Consider the following 21,701-nt stretch of genomic DNA (forward strand, 5'->3'; position numbering starts at 1 on the left):
TCCCCTCACTTTTTGCTCTTTATTGATAATGATAATCAAAATAATAATTAATAATGGAACTAGGATGAAGTTACTTTTCCAGTTGGCTCATAAACAACATAAAGCCTTAGCGCTTGTTATTTTACTTAGTATCACCAGTGCATTTCTTAGCATCGGTGTTATCGCATTTATACAGTATGAACTTCTCAGTCAAACGACGAGTGTGCACAGCGCAATCTGGCAGTTTGCTGGGTTATTAGTACTTCTACTCGTCACTGCAACGGTTGCTCAGGTTTCACTTCATAAGCTAGGCCACCAATTTGTTTATAACAAGCGATGCCAGTTGGTGAAGCAATTGATCAACACCGATATCGAACAAATTGAGGATGTTGGTAGCGCAGGTGTTTTAGCATCATTAAATACAGACATTCGTAATATCACCATCGCCTTTGTGACTCTTCCTGAAATGATTTACGGATTGGTACTGACGGTGGTCGCCTTATCTTATTTGGCTTTTTTATCGTTACCACTTTTTGGCGTAAGTCTGTTGATGCTTGGAGCGACGGGCATTATCGGATACGGACTCGTTACACGTATCACTTTCCATGTTCGTCAAGTGCGCGAATTGGAAGATAAGCTATACCACGACTATCAGGCTTTGATCGATGGGCGCAAAGAACTATCTCTTAACCCCAATCGAGCTCGTCGGTACTTCGAAGATGAGTTTAGCCCAAACGCTGCAGGCTATCGTGATGAGGTGACAAGAGCGGATATATACAATGGTTTTGCCGCCAATATGGCAAATACTATCGTTCTCGCCCTGATTGGTTTGAACTTCTATCTCGCACTTGGGTTAGGTTGGGCTAGCTTTGACGTCGCGTCTACATTTGCATTAGTTATTTTGTTTATGCGTATGCCATTAATGGCCGCGGTGGGTGCTCTGCCAGGGCTCATTGGCGCCAATATCTCTATGCGTAAGCTTGAGTCTTTAGATTTAAGCGACAATCAAAACCTCATTGAGTCAAACTCGACCCTTGATGCTTTTGTCAATATCGACCTACAGCAGGTGACGTATGAGTATCGCGCAGACGGAGATGATCAACCCTTTAAAGTTGGCCCAATTAATTTCAAAGTTAACCAAGGTGAGATGATCTTCATCATAGGGGGTAATGGCAGTGGTAAATCAACGTTTGCTCGTTTGCTCACTGGTCTTTATCGACCACATTCTGGTGAGGTTTTCCTCAATGGAAAGCAGATGTTAAAACACAATTGGTCTGACTACCGTCAACAATTCTCTTCAGTGTTCAGCGACTTTCATTTGTTCCATCAAATCACGGATGGGCAAGGGCAAGACATTCCCGAAAGCCAGATTAGCGAGTGGATGGAACGTCTAGAAATGAGTCACAAAGTGTCGCAGGAAAATGGACGTTTGTCAGATGTACGCTACTCGCAAGGGCAGCGTAAGCGCTTGGCTCTGCTAATGGCCGTTGCCGAGAAAAGAGGTTGCATGCTGCTAGACGAATGGGCTGCGGATCAAGACCCTCGCTTTAGAAAAGTATTTTACCAACAGTTATTGCCTTTGCTGAAAGAGCGTGGTGTGACTGTTATCGCTATTACCCACGACGACCGCTATTTCGATGCGGCCGATCGCATCTTCAAAATGGATAGTGGACAGCTGACGGAACTTGATACTGCGGATAAATCACAAGCTCAACAAGCAGTAGAAAGTGTCGTCGCTTAGACAAATATCAAAACAATAAAAACAACGAATCAGTTGAGGAAATTATGAGTATTGACAGCCCAAACACAGAATTTACCGTCGTTATCAACCCACAAGAACAGTACAGCATTTGGCCTACTTATCATCCAATTCCAAAAGGATGGAAAGCCGTTGGTGTTACTGGCAACAAAGAAACTTGCCTTGCCCACATTAATGAAGTGTGGACTGACATGCGTCCGAAAAGCCTGCGAGAAGCGTTAGCTGAATAAGAGCACTCGCTTTTGCTTAATTTTGGTACCTGCTGTTTAGGTACCTGACATTTAACAGTTTTTAGGTATATGTATGTCAGTGGATGATATCACGATGACTCCGGCCAATGGTGGTTGGAGTCCACTTTCTCATTCTCAGCAACGTCTATGGTTGTTCCAACAGCTCATGCCAGAAAGTATTGCCTACAATACGGGTGGCTTGTTACGTTTGTCTGGCGAAGGTATCAGCAAAGAAGCCATATTTGAGGCATTCGAGGAGCTGGTAGAGCAACAAGATGTTCTTCGTTTAAGACTCAAAGAACATGATGGCGTGCCTCTTCAACGAGTCTCTGATTCTGGCCCCAAATTGGAATTTGTTGACGCACAGAAATGTTCTGACCCTGAAGCATTCGTGTTAAAAGATGCTGAAAGGCGGGTTCGAGAGCCTTACATTATGGTCGGCGAAGCTTTGAATAGGGTGTGCCTATATCAAGTGAGTGACCAAGAATTTGTAATGGGAGTAGCCGCTCACCACATTACAACGGATGCCTGGTCTTTACAGCTTGTTGTTCGCACGCTGGTTGATCGCCTCGCTGACAAGCCAAAGCGCAAATTACGAGGCCAAAGCTTCGTCGAGTTCGCTTCAATGCAAGGAAGTGAAGAGCATGAGGAGGCGATGCTGCAATGGCAAGCATTGAATCTAATCAGCGATGAACCTTGCATATTGCCGGCTGCCAATCAGAACGACGCCAGTGCTTATACGGCTACACATATTGAAGAGTCATTGACGCTGGAAGAAACTGAGCGCGTGTCTGAAGCTGCGAAATCTTTTGGTGTCACACGCTTCGAAGTGCTTTCTACGGCTCTATTATTGACTCTGTCTAGCTACTCTAATCATGTGCACCCTTCGATCACGGTTCCTGCACTAAACCGAAATTCGAAAAGCCGCAGAAACATTGGTTTCTATGTCAATAATGCTGTTTTAGGTTTGCAGGTTGCTCCTGAAAATACGCTTGCTGAATTGGTTGAAAATGTCCGAACGAACCTGACAGAGTCAATGAAGTTCGAGCATTTACCTCTAGAGAAATTAGCAGGGCAACTTCCACTACCAACTGTCGCATTCAACTACCGCAGTCATGGTGACAAGCTGGTCGTAACTTCTGGAGAGATTCAGGGGTCATTCACAGAGTTCCCTCTCGCTGAAACACCGTTTGAACTGGTGTTGGATGCAGTAACGGGTGAGCAACTATCGCTCCGACTTGTCTATGCACAAGATAAGTTCACTCAAGCTCAAATTGACAGCATTTTAAGCACATACAAAAATGTTCTGAACCAGATCTGCCAATCTCCTCAACAGTCTCTAGCACAGACTAACGCGCTTTCTAGCTCAGATACAGTGGCCTTGGAAGCGCACTCAGCGGTTCAACAAGCATGGAATCCAGTGACCTTTATGGCGCTGGTGGCTGAGCAAGCAAAACTGCGTCCTGAAAAAATTGCTTTAAAACATGGCGATAAAACGCTGACTTACGCAGAACTAGAGGCTCAATCGAATTTAGTTGCACATTCACTGAGTCAAAGAAAAGTGCTAGCTGAAGCTGTTGTCGGTGTGATGATGGAGCGTGGTACCGATATGCTGGTCGCCATGCTGGGCGTCATGAAAGCTGGCTGCGCATTCCTGCCACTTGATCCGGATTATCCTGCTGAGCGCATCAGCTTTATGCTTGAAGATAGCGAAGCTCAGCAGCTACTGACGCAGCAGCACCTGATGGATAAGGCTCAAGATCTTTTCATTCAATCCGATGGTGCTCAAGAGTGTATTGCTATTGAATCATTGTTAGCAGTTGAGGTTCCAGTTCCTGAGCCTGGTGATGGCTCATATCAAGATATCCACTTAGATCAGCTGGCGTATTTGATTTACACCTCTGGCTCAACAGGTAAGCCTAAAGGCGTGGCAGTCAGTCATCGCGGACTGACAATGCACGTCCAGACGATTGGCGAGCAGTATGGCATGACGCCTGAAGACACAGAGCTGCATTTTGCGTCTATCAGTTTTGATGGTGCTGTTGAGCGTTGGACTGTGCCACTGGCGTTTGGCTCAACACTTATCATTCGTGACCAACAGTTGTGGACACCAGAAAAAACGACTCAAGTATTGGTAGACGAGAAAGTCACCATTGCTTGTTTCCCGCCAAGTTATGCAGGACCTTGGCTAGATTGGGTTGAACAAACTCAGCCAGACTTATCTTTGCGCTCATTGACACTGGGTGGTGAGGCATTTACCCGAGAAACGTTTGAACGAATTCAACGGGTGGTTAACCCACCTCGCATCGTCAATGGTTATGGCCCGACAGAAACCGTCGTTACTCCGATGATCTGGCGTGCTTATCCAGAAGATAAACTGGAAAGCTCGTACGCGCCGATTGGTCAGCCTGTGGGTGACCGTAAGTTGTATGTGCTGGACGAGAGTCTTAAACAGGTACCATTTGGATCGGTTGGAGAGCTGTACATTGGTATGGAATCTGGCCTTGCTCGCGGTTACTTGAAACGACCTGAATTGACTGCTGAACGTTTTATTCCGGATCCATTTGCCGCTAACGGCGAGCGTATGTATCGCACTGGTGATTTGGTTCGATTTAGACAAGATGGTGTTGTTGAATACCTTGGCCGTGCCGATCAACAAATAAAAATTCGCGGCTTCCGTATTGAGCTCGGAGAGATTGAATCTCGCCTACAGACGCTTTCAAATGCTGAGTTTTGTGCCGTTGTCGCGCATGAGTCACCGACAGGAAAGCGCCTAGTTGGTTACATTCAATTAGCTGAAGCAGAACAAAAATCGGAATCTCAATGGCGTACAGAGCTAGCTTCCCAGTTGCCAGATTATATGGTGCCGTCACGTATCATTGTTAGCCAGACACTTCCTCTGACACCAGCTGGTAAGGTGGATCGTAAGCAACTTGCCACACCGGATTGGGATGAACAACGAAAAGCGGGATCGCCGCTGGAAGGGGACATTCAACATCAATTGGCTGAAATATGGCGTGAGCTGCTAAAAGTAGAGGCTATTGGCTCTGACAGCCATTTCTTTGCACTTGGTGGAGATTCAATTACTGCGCTACAAATGGTAGGTAAGCTTCGTCAGCGAGGTTTGATGCTGACACCAAAGCAAGTGTTTGACCACCCTGTACTCGCTGAAATGGCGCTATGTGTTCTCGATAGCCAAATCAAACCAGCTGAACAAGATGAGCTGAATGGCAAAGTAGCCTTGCTACCAATGCAGAAGCGATTCATTGAACGAAGCTATTCTCATAAAAGCAAGCTAGATAAAAATGGCCAGCTAGAACTGTGTAACCAGTACGCAAAACTCAACTTGCCAGCTCCGGTTAATGCAGACGGGATTGTCCGATCACTTAAGCAAGTGGTGCAACATCACGACGGTTTGCGTCTTTCTTTCGAAGCTCCTAATGCAACAACATCTGACGCAGCAGAGTATCTAGCTGAATATGTGACTACCGCAGATTTTGCCTTCAACCTTTATGCAGAGCAGATAGACACCGATGCTGTGCAGAGTGCGATTAATCCGTCTGTTGGTAAGCAATTGTCTGTCGGCTTGAATATCGAGACGGGCGAGATGTTGATTGCCGTTCACCACCTTGTCATTGATGCGCTTTCTTGGCCTGTTCTTATTCAAGATTTGCTGGGGAGTTATCAGCAAGAAACGGGTGCCGCCCCTTATGCGTTCGCCTCTAAAACGCACAATCAGGCTGACTGGTATGAGGCATTAGAGAATCTACATATCAGTCATAAACAGTCCGAATTCTGGAATGCTCAGCGAGCAGAACCAGCTTTTGCTGAAGGTTGTGCTAAGCAGGGCGAAACCAAAGGAATTCATAAGCACAGCTACCACATTGCTAAAGATCTCACTGAACCTCTATTTGCATCGACTCATGCCTTTGCCAGAATGAGCAAGGAGCAGACTTTGATGGCATTGTCTGCGCTTGCAGTCAAGGAAATAACCTCGGCAAGCGAGATCGTTGTTCATCGTGAAAGCCATGGTCGATTCAGTGAGTCGTTCGGATTAGATCTTTCACGCAGTGTTAACTGGCATACTGCGCTGTTCCCACAAAAAGTCGTGCTAAGTAACAGCATTAGTGAACTATTAGCGAGTGTAAAAGATGGCTCTCATAAAATCACCGATGGTGGTTTGAGTTATTCCGCTGGTGTTGTTCAGCAGCAATGGCAGTATCAAGACCATGTTGATGTGCTATTTAACTTCCTAGGACGAGCTACGCAGGCTGACGTGAAAGGGGCTGAACTGGGTGAGTTTGGCTTATGGCGACCAGAAAATTCCAAAGCTGATGCCGCAGTTGCATTGAATATCAGTGAAACTGATGGTGGCTTTGATGTCGAAATGGAGTTTTCACTTTCTGCTCTGTCGGAATCTGAGTGTGATGCGTACGTTCGTCACTTAGAGTCGGCAATCAAAGTAGTAACGGAACATTGCACGTCTAACCCAGCCGTTTTGACACACGCTGATGCGCCAAACACTAATCTGAGTCTCGTGACGCTAAGCCATGTAAGTGGTAACGCTCATCTACTTCCGAATCAAATTCTACCGTTGTCTACGCTACAGCAAGGTTTGTACTTCCACGCTCAGCTATCGCAAGACACAAGTACCTACGTCAACCAAATTACCCTGCCTATATCGGGAGCTGATGCTGCTCAATTAGAAGAGGGTTGGAAAGCCTTGATGAAGCGTCATTCGATTCTACGTAGTACGCTGCATCAAGTAGAAGGTCAGGCGCATCTGTATGTATGGGATGACCTTCCTATCACGAGCAGAGTCTTTGATGGGCGAGAGGAAGTAGGCTTTGAACTAGAGTCGTATAAACGTTCGCTCATTGAACAAGGTTTTGAACTGGAGCAAGATGCGAGCTCCCAGCAGCTAAAACCTTTGTGGCGAGTAGATCTTGTGACAACGGGCGACAATGAGATCGCTTGTATCTTCACCATCCACCACATTTTGATGGATGGTTGGAGCACCGGTGTTCTACTCAGCGAACTATTTGCTCACTACCAAAATATGAGCCTGCCTGTTGTCAGCCATGATTTTGCTGACTATTTAGAATGGGTTGTACAGCAAGAACCAGAAAGTGCTCAAGAGTACTGGCGTGGTTATCTGAATGGTGTTGAAGCGCCAACAATGTTGGTTGAACAATACGGTTCGAACACAGATAAACTAGGGCATGTGCGCCACAACGTGGACTTCAGTGCTGAGGTACTAAGTGGTTGGCAGTCTCAACTGAAGTCATCTGGTATCACGCTAAACACTCTCATTCAGGGCGCATGGCTACTAACGCTTCAACGTTACACGGGTCAGTCTCAGCCTGTTTTTGGCAATACGGTTGCGGGCCGACCATCATCACTGGCAAACAGTGAAGCCATGGTTGGGCTCTTTATTAATACCTTGCCTGTTACATCGATGGTGGACTGGCGGGCGAAAACCGGTGAATGGCTTGCCGATATACAAGAGCAGGCGAGCGCGCAGCGTGAATTCAGCCATGTCTCTCTGTCAGAGGTACAGGCACAATCACCACTGGCTGGTGAGAATCTGTTTGATTCGTTGGTGGTGTTTGAAAACTATCCATTGGATGAGAGCCTGTTTAGTGAAACTGGCCTTAAAATTGGCGAGCCTGACAGTTATGAGTTTACGCATTACCCGCTAACGTTGGCGGTATTGCCAGGTGAATCATTACGCATTGTTTTTGCGTACGACTCAGCGAAATTCTCACAGTCAGATATTGATGCGCTGTCAGCAACGACGTCTCATTATCTCGAGCAGCTTGTCAATAAGCTGGCTCATAATCTGAGTGATATTGATGTACTGGACGCTGAACAAGAGTCTCGCTTGTCTGGTCATGTAAAATCGTCTGAGCAATGGACTTACAAACCCTTCACAGAACTGTTAAAAGAGCAGGTGCTTGCTCAACCAGATAGTGAAGCGCTTGTGGCGAATCCTCTCGGGGGAAGTGTTTTATCAACCAAGGGCACTGGACGGCTTACTTTGACATACCAACAGCTGGATAACTTCAGTGATGGTGTAGCCGCTGAGCTAATCGCACGCGGCATTCAACGAGACCAGCGAGTTGGTGTGATGTTTGCCCGTGGTGCAGACATGCTGGTGGCAATGATCGGTGTGTTGAAAGCCGGAGCTGCATTCCTACCCTTAGACCCTTCATACCCTCAAGACCGACTGGCCTACATGGTTGAAGATAGCGATGCACAGTGGTTAATTTCAGACGACAGTTCACAACAATTGGCACGTGAGATTTGTCAGCGAGATAATATCATTGCGTATTCCGATATCGACCTTCAGCAGTCTGTTTTAACTCGCCCTGAAATTTTAGAAGAGCAGCTGGCGTATGTGATCTATACCTCGGGCTCTACGGGCAAACCTAAAGGCGTGTGTGTTTCTCATTCTGGTCTGAGCATGCATGTTCAAACCATTGGCCAACGATATGGTATGACACCACAAGACGTCGAGCTGCACTTTGCTTCAATCAGTTTTGATGGTGCAGTAGAGAGATGGACTGTGCCTCTGGCCTTCGGTTCAAAGTTGGTGATTCGAGATCAGCAGCTTTGGAGTGCGCAAGAGACATGTGAAGTGCTTGAGCGTGAAGCCGTGACCATCGCGTGTTTCCCGCCAAGCTATGTTGGACCACTGCTAGAGTGGATTGAGGTTGAACAGCCAACATTAGCGGTACGCTCTTGGACTTTGGGTGGTGAAGCCTTTACACGAGAGACCTATTTCAAGCTTCAGCAGGTACTGAATCCGAAGCGTATTATCAACGGGTACGGCCCGACGGAAACAGTCGTGACGCCAATGATCTGGCAGGCTTATCCTGAAACACCGCTAGAAAGTGCTTATGCCCCTATCGGTACTGCTGTCGGTGCACGTAGTCTGTATGTATTGGATAGCGACCTTCGTCAAGTTCCTTCTGGTGTCAGTGGTGAATTGTACATTGGTGAAGAAGTTGGCTTAGCTCGCGGTTATCTTGATCGTCCAGACTTAACGGCCGAGCGTTTCGTTCCCGATCCATTCGCGAATAATGGAGAGCGCATGTATCGCACTGGCGACTTAGTTCGCTGGCGCGAAGATGGCGTAATGGAGTATCTGGGTCGAGCAGATGACCAAATAAAAATTCGAGGCTTCCGTGTCGAATTAGGTGAAATCGAGTCACGAATACAGAGCATCAGTGGCAGTAAACTGAGTGCTGTCACCGCCTTTGAAGGTTCAGCTGGAAAATACTTGGTCGGTTACGTAGAAGGTCAGGCTGACCTAATAAACGGCGATGATATTCTCGCTCAAATGGCGAAAGTACTACCTGACTACATGGTGCCTTCACAGCTTGTGGTCATGGATTCGATGCCGTTGACGCCAGCAAGTAAAGTCGACAAGAAAAAACTGCCGCAGCCTGATAATCATGTTCAGCACAAAGCCTATGAAGCACCAGAAGGTGAGATTGAGCAGCTTCTGGCACAAGAATGGCAAGCCTTGTTTGGGCTGGAGAGAGTTAGTCGTAATGATGATTTCTTCGCTCTGGGTGGTCAGTCATTACTTGCTACCCAGCTAGTTGGACGTTTGCAGCAAAAACACCAGATTCGTCTTTTACTACAGAGTGTCTTTGATTCTCCAAGATTAGATGTGATGGCAACTCAGTGTACGTCACTCAAAGAACCTGCAGTCACGATCAAAGCAGTGCCGCGCATGGAATACATGCCAGTAAGTGCTTCGCAGAAGCGTTTATGGTTTGTTCAACAGCTGATGCCTGAAAGCTCTGCTTATCACATGCCGCTTGGCCTTAAGTTAAAAGGTGAAGTGAATAGAGAGTGGCTAGAGCAGTCGTTGCGCACTGTGATTAGCCGCCATGAGGCTCTGCGTACCAGCTTCGTGCAGGTGGATGGCGAGCTGATGCAGTCTATCCATTCTGATGACGACGCATGTCATTTCGCATTACCAGAATACTCAGCTGATGAGTTCTTCGACCTAGAGGCTCAGCGCCTCAACTGGATCGGTGAAGCTTTTGATTTGTCATCGCCTTCACTACTAAGAGCTTACTTAATTAAGCATTCAGAAAAGGAGTTTGAATTACTTCTGGTTGTCCATCACATCGTCTCTGATGGCATTTCGATTCAAAAACTAATGCGAGAGCTGTCGGCTGTTTATTCGTCGTACGGTCATTCAGGTCAGTTTGAATCAAACATTGAGGCTGACGCGCTGGATTACGCCGATTACGCTAGCTGGCAGCAAGAATGGTTAAAATCAGATAGCGCCAAAGAATCACTGTCATGGTGGAAAGAGGCGTTAGCAAAAGATATTGAGCCGCTTGTGCTCCATAGCGATGTCGCGAGAGATCAGCTAGAAACTACCGGTCAGCGTCATCATTTCACTCTGACCAAGCAGCAGGTCAACGAGATTGAAACTCTTGCTGCACAAAGTGCAACGACCCCGTTTAACGTTATGTTAAGCCTGTGGCACTTATTGCTTCACAAGTATTCTGGGCGTGATGAAATTCGAGTCGGTATCCCGGTTGCAGGCCGAACACAGCCAGATACTCAGCAGATGCAAGGTTGCTTCATCAACAATTTGGTGGTCCCTGCGCAGTTAGATGCTGCAATGAGTTACGACAATCTGCTCCATGAGATAAAACGTTTTACCGAGCAGGCGTTGACCCATCAGGATGTGCCATTTGAAGTATTGGTAGAGTCTCTTGGTGTGACGGGTAATTTGCAGCACCATCCGTTGTACCAAACGAGTTTCAACTTCCAACGTATAGAGCGCTCAATTCTCGCTGAATGGGGAGGATTACAAGCAGAAGCGTTTGATCCGGGCGTGGTCGCGGCTCAGTTAGAGTTGAGCTTAGATGTACAGGCCTATGATGACGGCGAATGGAGTGGTTTTGTTAACTATGCAGCACCAGTATTCGATAAAACGTTTGTCGAAGCGTTACTTGGTCACTGGCTCAAGCTGCTTGAACAAGTTGCATTGCATCCTAACGCGATGCTGTCTGAACTCAAGTTGGTTGATTCTGACGAGTTCGCACAAATTGAAGCATTCAACGCGACGAAGAAATCTTGGGGTGAAATGCTTCCTCCACCAGTCGCTGTTGAAGCTCAAGCAAAGCGCACCCCTGAGGCGATTGCTTTGTCCATGGGGTTGCAGTCGATGACTTACGCTGAATTCGACCGCAAAGTGAATCAGTTGGCTCAGTGGCTACGTCAACAAGGTGTGGGCGAAGAAACCAGAGTTGGCCTTGGTTTACCGCGTTCGTTTGAACTAGTGATTGGCTTACACGCGATTACTCGTGCTGGTGGTGCTTATGTGCCATTGGACCCAAGTTATCCAGCAGAACGTTTGAATTATATTCTTGAGTCTGCGGACGTATCCATCTTACTGACCGATAGTGAGACCTTGCCACAATGGCCAGAAAATCCTCAATGTCAGTATGTGGCGCTAAATCAGGCTGAGATCTTACAGCAAGTCAACGAGCAGAGCACTGTGGCTCCGGTGGTAAATTGGAATGCTGAACAGTCGCTGTATGTCATCTTCACTTCCGGTTCTACAGGACTACCAAAAGGTGTGGTAAACACCCAGTCGGCACTGCACAACCGCCTGGCTTGGATGCAAAACGAGTATCAGTTAGATGCCAGTGACTGCGTTCTCCAGAAAACACCGTTTAGCTTTGATGTCTCTGTATGGGAGTTCTTCTGGCCGCTTATGTACGGTGCAAGGCTAGCTATTGCTGAGCCAGATCATCACCGACAACCTGAGCTATTGCATAACATTATTCGAGAGCAGGGCGTAACGACGTTCCATTTCGTTCCTTCAATGCTTCATGCTTTTGAAAGTGAGACGGATATTGGGGAGTGCACCAGCCTGCGCCGCATTATTTGTAGTGGTGAAGCCTTGCCTGCTGAGTTGACCGAAAAAGTGTTGACGGGTGCGCCAGATTGTCAGCTGCATAACCTCTATGGTCCGACTGAAGCGGCTATTGACGTGACTTACTGGCAATGCGAATTACCTATCGGTAAACGCATCCCGATTGGTCACGCGATTAGCAACACTCAGCTTCATGTATTGGATGATTGTTGGAATCCAGTGCCAGTCGGCGTCCCAGGTGAGCTATACCTAGCGGGTGATGGTCTCGCGCGTGAGTACCTATCCAGGCCGGATTTGACCGCCGACCGCTTTGTGCCAAATCCGTTTGGGTGCGAGCAAGATGGGAACATTGGTTCTCGTATGTACCGCACTGGTGACCAAGTAGTTCGCATGCCAGATGGCAGACTTGAATATCTGGGTCGATTGGATCATCAGGTAAAAATTCGTGGACTTCGTATTGAGCTGGAAGAAATTGAAAATGTTCTCAACCAGTACGATGACGTCGATGAATCGGCAGTCATAGCTTATGAACATCAAACAGGTACGCAGCTTGTCGCTTACGTGGTTTGCGGTGAGTGGAGTTCAGAAAAAGAAACCGCTGCTAAAGCGCACTTGAATGACCACCTTCCAGACTACATGGTTCCGGCCATCTACGTTGCACTGGATGAAATGCCTCTTTCACCAAATGGCAAGCGTGATCGCAAAGCGTTGCCTTCTCCAGAGTGGAGTAAGGTGGAATATCGCGCCCCAGAGAGTGAATTGGAAATTTGGTTTGCCAATACATGGCAGCAAGTCCTTGGCTCAGAAAAAGTGGGCTTAGATGATAACTTCTTTGCGCTCGGAGGCCATTCTCTTTTAGCCACTCGTATCGTCGCTCAAGCACAAAAAGAGCTCGACTTAGCGATCTCATTAAAGGACTTCTTTGCCGCTGGGACGCTACAGGCGTTAACGGATGCACTTCAATCTCAGTATCAGGTAAACAATGAACAAGAACAGGATGAACTCGACGCCATGGCTGCACTAATGGACGAGTTGGAATTGTTATGACCCAAGAATCAAATTCAAAAGCACAACAAAAACCAAAAATAGACAAATTTGCATTAGCAAAACGTTTTCTAAACCTCGGTGAGCAAGAGCAGGCGAAATTTATCGCTTTGCTTGACGCCAAAGGAATGAGTTTCGAAAAGTTACCGATTGTCCCAGCAGCGAAGGTGCGTGATGTGCCTCTTTCTCCGGCGCAGAAAAGACTTTGGGACATTTATCAGCTTGATGCTGGTAATAGTGCTTACCATATCAGTGGTGGTTTTGAGCTAACTGGCGAGCTCTCTACCGATAAAATGGAACTGGCGCTTGCTGGTGTCATGAGTAAACACCACGCCTTGAGAACGCGCTTTGTTGTTTCGGACCAAGGTGAGCCGAAGCAGCATATTGACCAGCACTGTATTGCTCACGTTGAGCTTAAAGACGGCAGACACTTAACGGAAAATCAGCTGGGCGAATGGACAGCAGAATTTATTGCCAAGCCGTTTGATTTGTTTCATGAAATGCCAGTACGAATGGTGTGTATTCGCGCATCTGAAGATAAAACTCATGTGATCATTGTGATGCATCATATTGTGTCTGACGGCTGGTCTATTGGATTGTTTATGCAGGACTTGGTCACCGCCTATCAGGGGGCGTCTCTAGAGCCCTTGAGCATCCAGTACAGTGACTTTTCTGTCTGGCAGGATGCACTGCTAAAAGCCGGGAAAGGGGGGGAGGATCTTCAATTCTGGCAGCAAGAGTTAGGTGATAAGCAGCCACAGAAACTGTTTGATTGGACAGGCGATATTGCACCTAATCAGCGCCGAGAAGCACAGCAGGTAAGCCTTAAATTTGATAGTAATGTTTCTGAACGCATTACACGCCTTGCAAGGCAAAATAACGTCACCACGCCGAGCTTTTGGCTAGCCATTTGGCAGGCTGCGCTGTTCAAGTTGACAGGACGTAACGATATCAACATTGGTATGCCAATGGCTAACCGCGCCCGAGCCGAAGTGTCTGACGTTATTGGCTTTTTCGTAAACACTAATGTGGTTGCTCAAGACGTAAAACCTGAGCAGAGCTTTGGTCAAATCATGGCTAGAGCTCACAGCAAAGTGTTGGAGATTCAGGAACACCAGTTATTGCCGTTTGATCGTGTGGTTTCTTCATTGTTGCCGGAAAGGTTGGTTGGCGAAACGCCTTACTTTCAAGTGTTGTTTAATCATCAGGTCAATCAAACCGAGTCGGTCGAGTTTGCTCCGGGTGTAGTAGTAAAGCCGCTGGCTCTTAAAGGCAACTTCGCACTGTTTGATGTCGCTTTGGATGTGTTGGAATCTTCGAGCGGTACTTTGGTTACGCTGACCTATGCCAAAGATCGTATCGACCCCGACATGATGGTTTCGCTTACTAGCACTCTGAATCTGTTGGTCTCACAAGCAGAACAAAACCTGAATACACCATTGGCTACGCTTAACTCACTGGATGAGGCTCAACTCGCCAGATTATCGCAACTGTCGCAACCAGAAGGTGAGTGGCGTTACCAACCAGTCACTGAGTTGTTCGACCTTCAGGGTATTGAGCAACCGTTAGCCATTGCATTAAAACACGGCCAGCAAAGTGTGACGTTTAAACAGCTGGAAGAAAAATCGAACCAGCTGGCGAACCAGTTAGTAGAGCAGGGTGTCGTTCGCGATCAAGCTGTGGGCGTTCTTTTTGAGCGCGGCAACGATATGATCATAGCGATGATCGCCATTATGAAGGCCGGTGGGGCGTTTCTACCACTTGACCCTGATTATCCGACCGACCGATTGGCTTACATGATCGAGGATTCTGCTGCGAGCTTGGTTATCAGCGAGCAATCATTGCGCTCACGTTGGGAAGAGATTGACTCACACGTCCTCTCCCATTCGGATCAGGCCTCTTCAGTAACACCGCTTTATATGGGTGAGCTAGATTGGCAAGGTCTCTCAAAAGCCAAGCCAGAAGTAGAACTCTTGCCAGAGCAGTTGGCTTACATCATCTACACCTCAGGGTCGACGGGTAAGCCAAAAGGCGTCGCGATTGCCCACGATGGCCTGAGCATGCATGTTCAGACGATTGGTACTCAATATGGAATGACGCAAGATGACGTTGAACTTCACTTTGCGTCAATCAGTTTTGACGGAGCGGTAGAGCGTTGGACAGTGCCATTGGCGTTTGGTTCTCGTTTGGTGATTCGCGATCAACAATTGTGGAGTGCGGAGAAGACCTGTGATGTGCTCAAGGAGGAAGGGATTACGATAGCCTGTTTCCCTCCAAGCTATGTCGGTCCTTTATTGGACTGGATTGAGACGACTCAGCCTCAGTTGAATGTACGTTCTTGGACTTTGGGTGGTGAAGCATTTACCCGTGAGACCTATGACCGCCTGCAATCTGTTGTAAACCCGCCACGTATTATCAACGGCTATGGGCCAACAGAAACCGTGGTGACACCAATGATCTGGCGTGCTTACTCACAAGATAAGCTAACCAGCGCCTATGCACCTATCGGTCAACCTGTTGGGGCTCGTCGACTTTATGTGTTAGATGGTTTGCTTAACCAAGTTGCTGAAGGCGCAGTCGGGGAGTTGTACATTGGTGAAGAAGTCGGCCTCGCACGCGGGTATCTGGGCAAGCCAGATATGACCTCTGAGAGATTTATGCCGGATCCATTTAGCAATACTGGCGAGCGTATGTATCGCACTGGTGACTTAGTTCGTTGGCGGGAAGACGGTGTCATGGAATATTTTGGCCGGGTAGACCAACAGATAAAAATCCGTGGATTCAGAATCGAGCTGGGTGAGATCGAATCAAGGCTTCAGCAAATATCCGGTGTCGAGACATGTGTGGTTGCGGCGCATCGTCAGGGCTCTATGACACACCTTGTGGGGTATCTGCATGGCGCTGATGCAAACAAGGTTGATAGCGTTTCGATATTATTTGAGCTTGCTGAGCATCTGCCTGAGTATATGGTACCTGCGCATCTCGTGGTGCTAGATGATTTGCCGTTAACTCCAGCAGGTAAGGTAGATAGAAAAGCGCTGCCGGAACCAGAATTCAAATCTGAGTTGTCGCAAGGTTTGCCACCGCAAGGTGAGAAAGAAACTCTCCTTGCTGAGATTTGGCAAGAGCTACTGGGTATTAATTCTGTTAGCCGAGAAGATAGTTTCTTTGCGTTAGGCGGAGACTCTATATTGAGCCTTCAGCTAGTGAGCAAATTGAAACTGGCAGGTCTGAATGTATCTCCAAAGCAAGTATTCCAAGCGCCAGTACTAAGCGAGTTAGCACAAGTACTTGAAGCAGCGGTTGAGCAAGAGCAAAGAGAGTTACCAAAAGAACCATTTGGTCTGATGCCAATTCAGGCTCATTTCATGGCGCAAAACTTTGCTCAGCCAAACCACTGGAATCAGCATGTGTGTGTTGAGTTGAAGCAGGATATGGATATTCAGGCACTGGATACTGCGCTCAAAGGGTTAGTGGAGCACCATCCCGCGTTGAGATTGTCGTTTTCTCAAACTGAAGGTCAATGGCAGCAGCAATACGTTGAGCATGTTTCCCATGATCTTCTATGGAAAACCCAGCTAAACAGCTTAGAGGCATTCGAAGTGTTTGCTCACGAGTTGCAAACAAGCCTTGATATTGGAGAAGGCCGACTGATTCAAGCAGGCTACGCTCAAATCGAGGGACAGAAATCTCGCTTGATGATTGTAATTCATCACCTAGCTGTAGATGGCGTTTCATGGCGAGTCCTGATGGATGACTTATGGCGTGCCTATCAGCAAACACTTTCTAGTGACGAAAACTCAAGGAAAACAGTTGAGCTACCGCCTGTTAACACCTCTTTGGATATGGCGGTGGATAGCCTCAACAAATGGGCATTAACAGAACAAGGCAAAGCTAGGAAAGCTGTTTGGGATGAACAAGCATTCCATGCGGAAAATACACACGCTAAAGCAATCTATGGCAACAAGCGCTCACTAAAGGTTGAGCTAAGCCGAGAAGTAACGTCTGCTTTATTGAGCTGTGAAAATATCACAGTTGAACTTGTCTCTGCATTATCTGCGACTTTGGAGAGTAACGAAGGTACTCAAAGCGTATATCTAGAGAGTCATGGTCGTGACGAATCTGTCTTTGAAGGGTTAGATCTTAGCCGCATGGTGGGCTGGATGACGAGCCTATATCCAATGACTTTGAATATCTCAGATTCCCGAGACGATATCGCCGAGCGTATGGCGCTGTTGAGCCAAGACTCAGGCGTTGGCTATGGAATGCGATACTTAGACGCTGAGCATGAAGAACAAACTGCGCAGCTAACATTCAATTACCTAGGGCAGTATCAAGGCAATAGTTTTGCTCATTGGTGTCAACCAGTGTCGTCAAACTCGCGTGATCAAGCCGATGGCAACACTATGTTGACGCCTTTAGTCGTCAATGCCCAAGTTGTTGATGGTGTATTGAGTGCTGATTTTGAATATGCAACCAGTCATTACTCGCAATCAGATGTCGAGGCCAAAGCCAATGTATGGAAAGAAAAGCTTGAATTGATACACTCGGCATCAAAATCACAAGAATGCGAGGCGATAGCAGCCAAAGCTGACCTCAAATTGATCGAAAAGCTAAATGCTGATGTTAATGGAAGTGCACCTGTATTCTGCGTTCACCCAGTGACAGGCAGAACAGTTGGCTATCAGAAATTAGCTCAAGTACTGTCGGGCAAGCGCACCGTTTATGGTGTTCAGTCTCAGAGCTTCGTTTATCCAAATCGCTTTGACACTTCGTTTAGCGCAATGGCTGATGCTTATTGCGCGACTATTCGTCAAATACAGCCATCTGGACCTTATACGTTGATTGGCTGGTCGCTCGGCGGCGCGCTCTGTCAAGAAATCACAGCTCGCCTCGAAGCTGCTGGTGAAAGTGTTGCTTTCCTCGGGTTGCTCGACTGCTATGTGCCGGGCACTGAAATTGCCGAAGACCAATGGGAATCACCGACAGCAAAAGCCAAGCTGATTGAGCATCTAGAATTGCTATTAGGTAAGTTATCGGAAGAGCAGAAGCAAACCTGTCTTGCAGGATTTGACCAATCAACTCCTGACAATTGGCCAAGCGTATTTTCATCTTGGTTGGCGTCACAAAACTTTGATCACTATCTATCTGAAAGTGCGCAGCAAATGCTGTACAGCTGGGCGGTAGAGCAGCACATGCGCGTGTTATGTCATAACTATAAACTGCCAAAGCTTCTAACTAAACCAGTTGCATATTGGGCTGGTCAGCCACAGGGTCGAGACAAACTATTGTGTCAAAATCTCTCTGCGGTTAACGCTCTCTTAAGCAGTGAAGTATTTGATACTGATCACTTGGGAATTGTACAGGACGAACGTGTTGTTAATAAGCTTGGGTACTTATTAATAAACAATACATTATAGATCCATAACGACTAATTTATAGATTCCATTTAATTATAAAACTCGTTACACTTCGTTTGCATTGTAATGCTAATGATAACAATTATCATAACTATTAATATAATATTCGGTTTAGCCGAGAGTTAAGGAGAAACATATGAATCGGCAGTTTATGCTGAGCCCAGCGTGTTTGGCAGTAACATTTGCCTTGTCTACTGGTGTAGTTAATGCAGCAGAAGATGAAACAGTAGTGGTAGTAGGTCAGCAGCACGAGAGTTCAGTTGGACCAGACTTCAGTTATCTAGGACAAAAGAGTCGCACAGCGACCAAAACAGATTTGGCTATTCATGAAACACCTCGTGCAGTTTCTGTTGTTACACGAGAGCAAATGGATGACCGAGCCTCTATCAGTATCTCGGATGCACTTCAGTACACTCCAGGTATTCAAACTAACCATTACGGTGATGACAACAAGCAAGATTGGTTTGTTGTTCGTGGTTTCGCGCAAGCGGGATCGGGGCTTTACCAAGATGGGACGCGTCTTTATTCAGCTGGTTTTTACAGCTGGCAAATTGACCCGTTTGGTCTAGAGCGCGTAGAGATTCTTCGTGGCCCTGCATCGGTCCTGTATGGACAGAATCCTCCTGGTGGTTTAATCAATACTGTAAGTAAACGACCGCAGTTTGACGGCGGCTCAGGTCAGGTGGCCCTAGAGTACGGATCGTTTGACAGAAAGCAGATTAGCGTAGATGTAAACCGAGAGATCAACGAAGATGTCGCATTCCGTTTAGTGGCAATGGGCCGTAAGAATGGTACGAAAGTCGATAATGTTGACGCAGAGCGCATTTTAATTGCCCCTTCTTTAGCGTGGAATATTAGCGACAGTACGAACATTACTTTCCTAACTAGCTATCAGAAAGATGACTCAGATCCTTACTTACAATTCTTGCCAGTAGAGGGCACGTTGACGCCAAATAAAAATGGTCAAATTCCTGATAATTTAGCTATCGGTAATCCGGGTTGGGAAAAATTTGAGCGTGAACAACTCTCAGTGGGCTACGAGTTTGAACATCAATTCAATGACTCTTTAAGCTTTGGTCAATCGACACGTTACAGCCGCATGGATATCGATTTGCGTCAGATGTACTTCTCTATGTACGCTGCTGATGCACCGACCATTCAAACGCAGATAGGTCCTGTTAATCTAGGACAAGTGTTAGACCCTACAGGTTCACGAGAGACGATTGTCAGAAATGCAACGACTGAAAAAGGTCATTCAGATGCGTTTAATATTGACAACCGCCTTGTTTATAAATTCCGCACTGGCCCTGTAAAGCATACGTTATTAACTGGCATTGATTATCAACAGATTAAGATTGATGGCCAAGACTATGCGGCAGATCCAACCGTAGCCGATGGAAATGGTACAACAGCTTTAGGTACTGCGGATCCAACATTTAATATGTTTAATCCTACGTATACAAATAACGTTGTATTGCTGAATCCAAAGACACTTCAGCCTTTAACGGATGCTGACTTAGAGACCACCATCACTAAAAACCGCCAAGTTGGCTTCTATCTACAAGATCAAATGCGTATCAATGATTGGGTAGTACAAGCTGGTGTGCGTTACGATGATACATCTAATGAGCAACGCAACCAGACAACAGGTACAGCGTATGAAGCTGATTACCAAGAATGGACTTCAAGTGCGGGTGTGGTGTATGTCATGAGCAATGGTTTTACGCCTTATGCTAACTACGCGCAATCTTTTGAGCCACAAATCCGTTCAGTAACCAATCAACCAGCGAAGCCAGAGCGCGGGGAATCGTTTGAAATTGGTTTGAAGTATCAGCCTAGAAGCTTCGATGGTTACTTTAATCTGTCTGTTTATGATGCCGCTAAGACTGACGTGGTACAAGTTGACGGTTCAGATATCAAACAAGTGGGCGAAATCCGCAACCGAGGTATTGAACTTGAAGCAGTTGCTAATGTAACGCAATCTCTAACTCTTATTGGTAACATCACTCACCTTGATTCAGAAATCAAAGATGACAAAGACAAGTCGCTTGTAGGTAAAACGCCTCAGCAAGTGGCAGATACGCTAGCTTCAGCGTGGGCTAAATACCAGTTCTTTGATGGTGTGCTTAACGGTCTAAGTGTTGGTGGTGGTGTGCGTTATACAGGCGATACGTATGCTGGTAACGATAATACCCAGAAGGTGTCAGCTTACACATTGTATGACGCGACGGTGAGTTACCGTTTCCAAGACTACAAGTTCCAAGTCGCTGCGAAGAACATCTTTGATAAAGAGTACATCGCAACATGTACAAGCAATTACTGGTGTTACTACGGTGACCGCCGCAACGTTATTGCGAGCTTGAGCTATGACTGGTAACAGTCATGCCCTAAACACTCTGCCCATTGGGCAGAGTGTTCAGCAGCAAGGGGATAAATGCTGCATCGATCTTGGTGAAGGTAGAATAACGGTTAGCAAAGAGAGCGGCGGATACTGGAGAGTTAGTGAGAATACATTAACAGATTCAGAGTATGTTAGAGCTTTGGTGCTACTGTTGGAACAGCGCAAAGATATTCGCTGTATCGAGCTTAACGAAAATCCTGCGAGTGCTTTAGAAGACATCGTTCAAGTTAGCGCTGAAGGGATAAAACTTGTTTGGCGAGAGAGCTTGCTTCAATTGCCAGAGTTTTGGTTGCAACAGCAACGTCGATTAATGCCTCACAAGCAAATTCTGGCAAGTAATGGTTATCACCCTTTGCGTCCAAGACCACAAAAAGGAGAGCTATACCGTCGTTATATTCCAGAGTTAGAGCAAACGCTTTCTCTCGTTGGTCTTAATGTTGAAGAACATGCGGAGCTGTTTTCAAAATGGCAGAACAGTCAGCGAGTTGCAGCTTTCTGGGAGCAAACAGGCACCCTAGAAGAGCATAAATCTTATCTAGAAGATCAAGTCTTGAATGATAAGAATCAACTACTGATTGTTTGTTTGAACAACGAGCCATTTGCCTATATCGAAGCCTACTGGACGAAAGAAGATCGTATTGCGCCTTATTATGCCGCTGGTGATTACGATCGTGGCATTCATATGCTTGTTGGAGAGGAGAATCACCGAGGCAGCCACAAGGTAGCAGCTTGGCTTCCTTCTGTATGCCATTTCCTTTACCTGTCAGATCCAAGGACAGAAAAAATTATCAGCGAGCCAAGAGCGGATAACGCCAAAATGATTGGTTATCTCAAACAGTATGGCTTCGCCAAGTTAAAAGAATTCGACTTCCCTCATAAGAGGGCAGCGTTAATGTGTCAGTTGAGAGATACCTTTTTTAGCGATTGCTATTAATGTTTTGGGTATCTCGGA

At 46.6% G+C, this 21,701-nt stretch carries 6 protein-coding genes; all 6 read left to right on the plus strand.

Going from position 1 to position 21,701, the window contains the following annotated elements:
* The first annotated feature begins 64 nt into the window (after positions 1-64).
* The 6 genes from IX91_RS18360 (at position 65) to IX91_RS18385 (ending at position 21,683) form a co-directional block, all read left to right on the plus strand.
* The gene (locus IX91_RS18360; protein WP_004749426.1) at positions 65-1,720 is read left to right on the plus strand and encodes a multidrug ABC transporter permease/ATP-binding protein; all 1,656 of its coding nucleotides are present in this window, start codon (positions 65-67) and stop codon (positions 1,718-1,720) included.
* A gap of 44 nt (positions 1,721-1,764) precedes the next feature.
* Complete coding sequence (locus tag IX91_RS18365; protein WP_004743561.1) at positions 1,765-1,968, plus strand: MbtH family protein; 204 nt, start codon at positions 1,765-1,767, stop codon at positions 1,966-1,968.
* A 73-nt stretch (positions 1,969-2,041) separates the two neighbouring features.
* Entirely contained in the window at positions 2,042-12,931 is a 10,890-nt protein-coding gene (locus IX91_RS18370) for a non-ribosomal peptide synthetase (RefSeq protein ID WP_004749425.1), read from the plus strand.
* Positions 12,928-18,348 carry a non-ribosomal peptide synthetase gene (locus IX91_RS18375; protein WP_004747589.1) on the plus strand — a complete coding sequence of 1,807 codons (5,421 nt, stop codon included), beginning with the start codon at positions 12,928-12,930 and terminating at the stop codon, positions 18,346-18,348. The genes IX91_RS18370 and IX91_RS18375 overlap by 4 nt, the downstream gene beginning before the upstream one ends.
* 136 nt (positions 18,349-18,484) lie before the next feature.
* Entirely contained in the window at positions 18,485-20,725 is a 2,241-nt protein-coding gene (locus tag IX91_RS18380) for a TonB-dependent siderophore receptor (RefSeq protein WP_004747587.1), read from the plus strand.
* Positions 20,715-21,683, plus strand: a complete 969-nt coding sequence (locus tag IX91_RS18385) for a GNAT family N-acetyltransferase (protein WP_004747586.1) — start codon at positions 20,715-20,717, stop codon at positions 21,681-21,683. Before IX91_RS18380 ends, IX91_RS18385 begins: the two co-directional genes overlap by 11 nt.
* Positions 21,684-21,701: the final 18 nt, after the last annotated feature.

The organism is Vibrio tubiashii ATCC 19109 (assembly GCF_000772105.1).
Lineage (GTDB): Bacteria > Pseudomonadota > Gammaproteobacteria > Enterobacterales > Vibrionaceae > Vibrio > Vibrio tubiashii.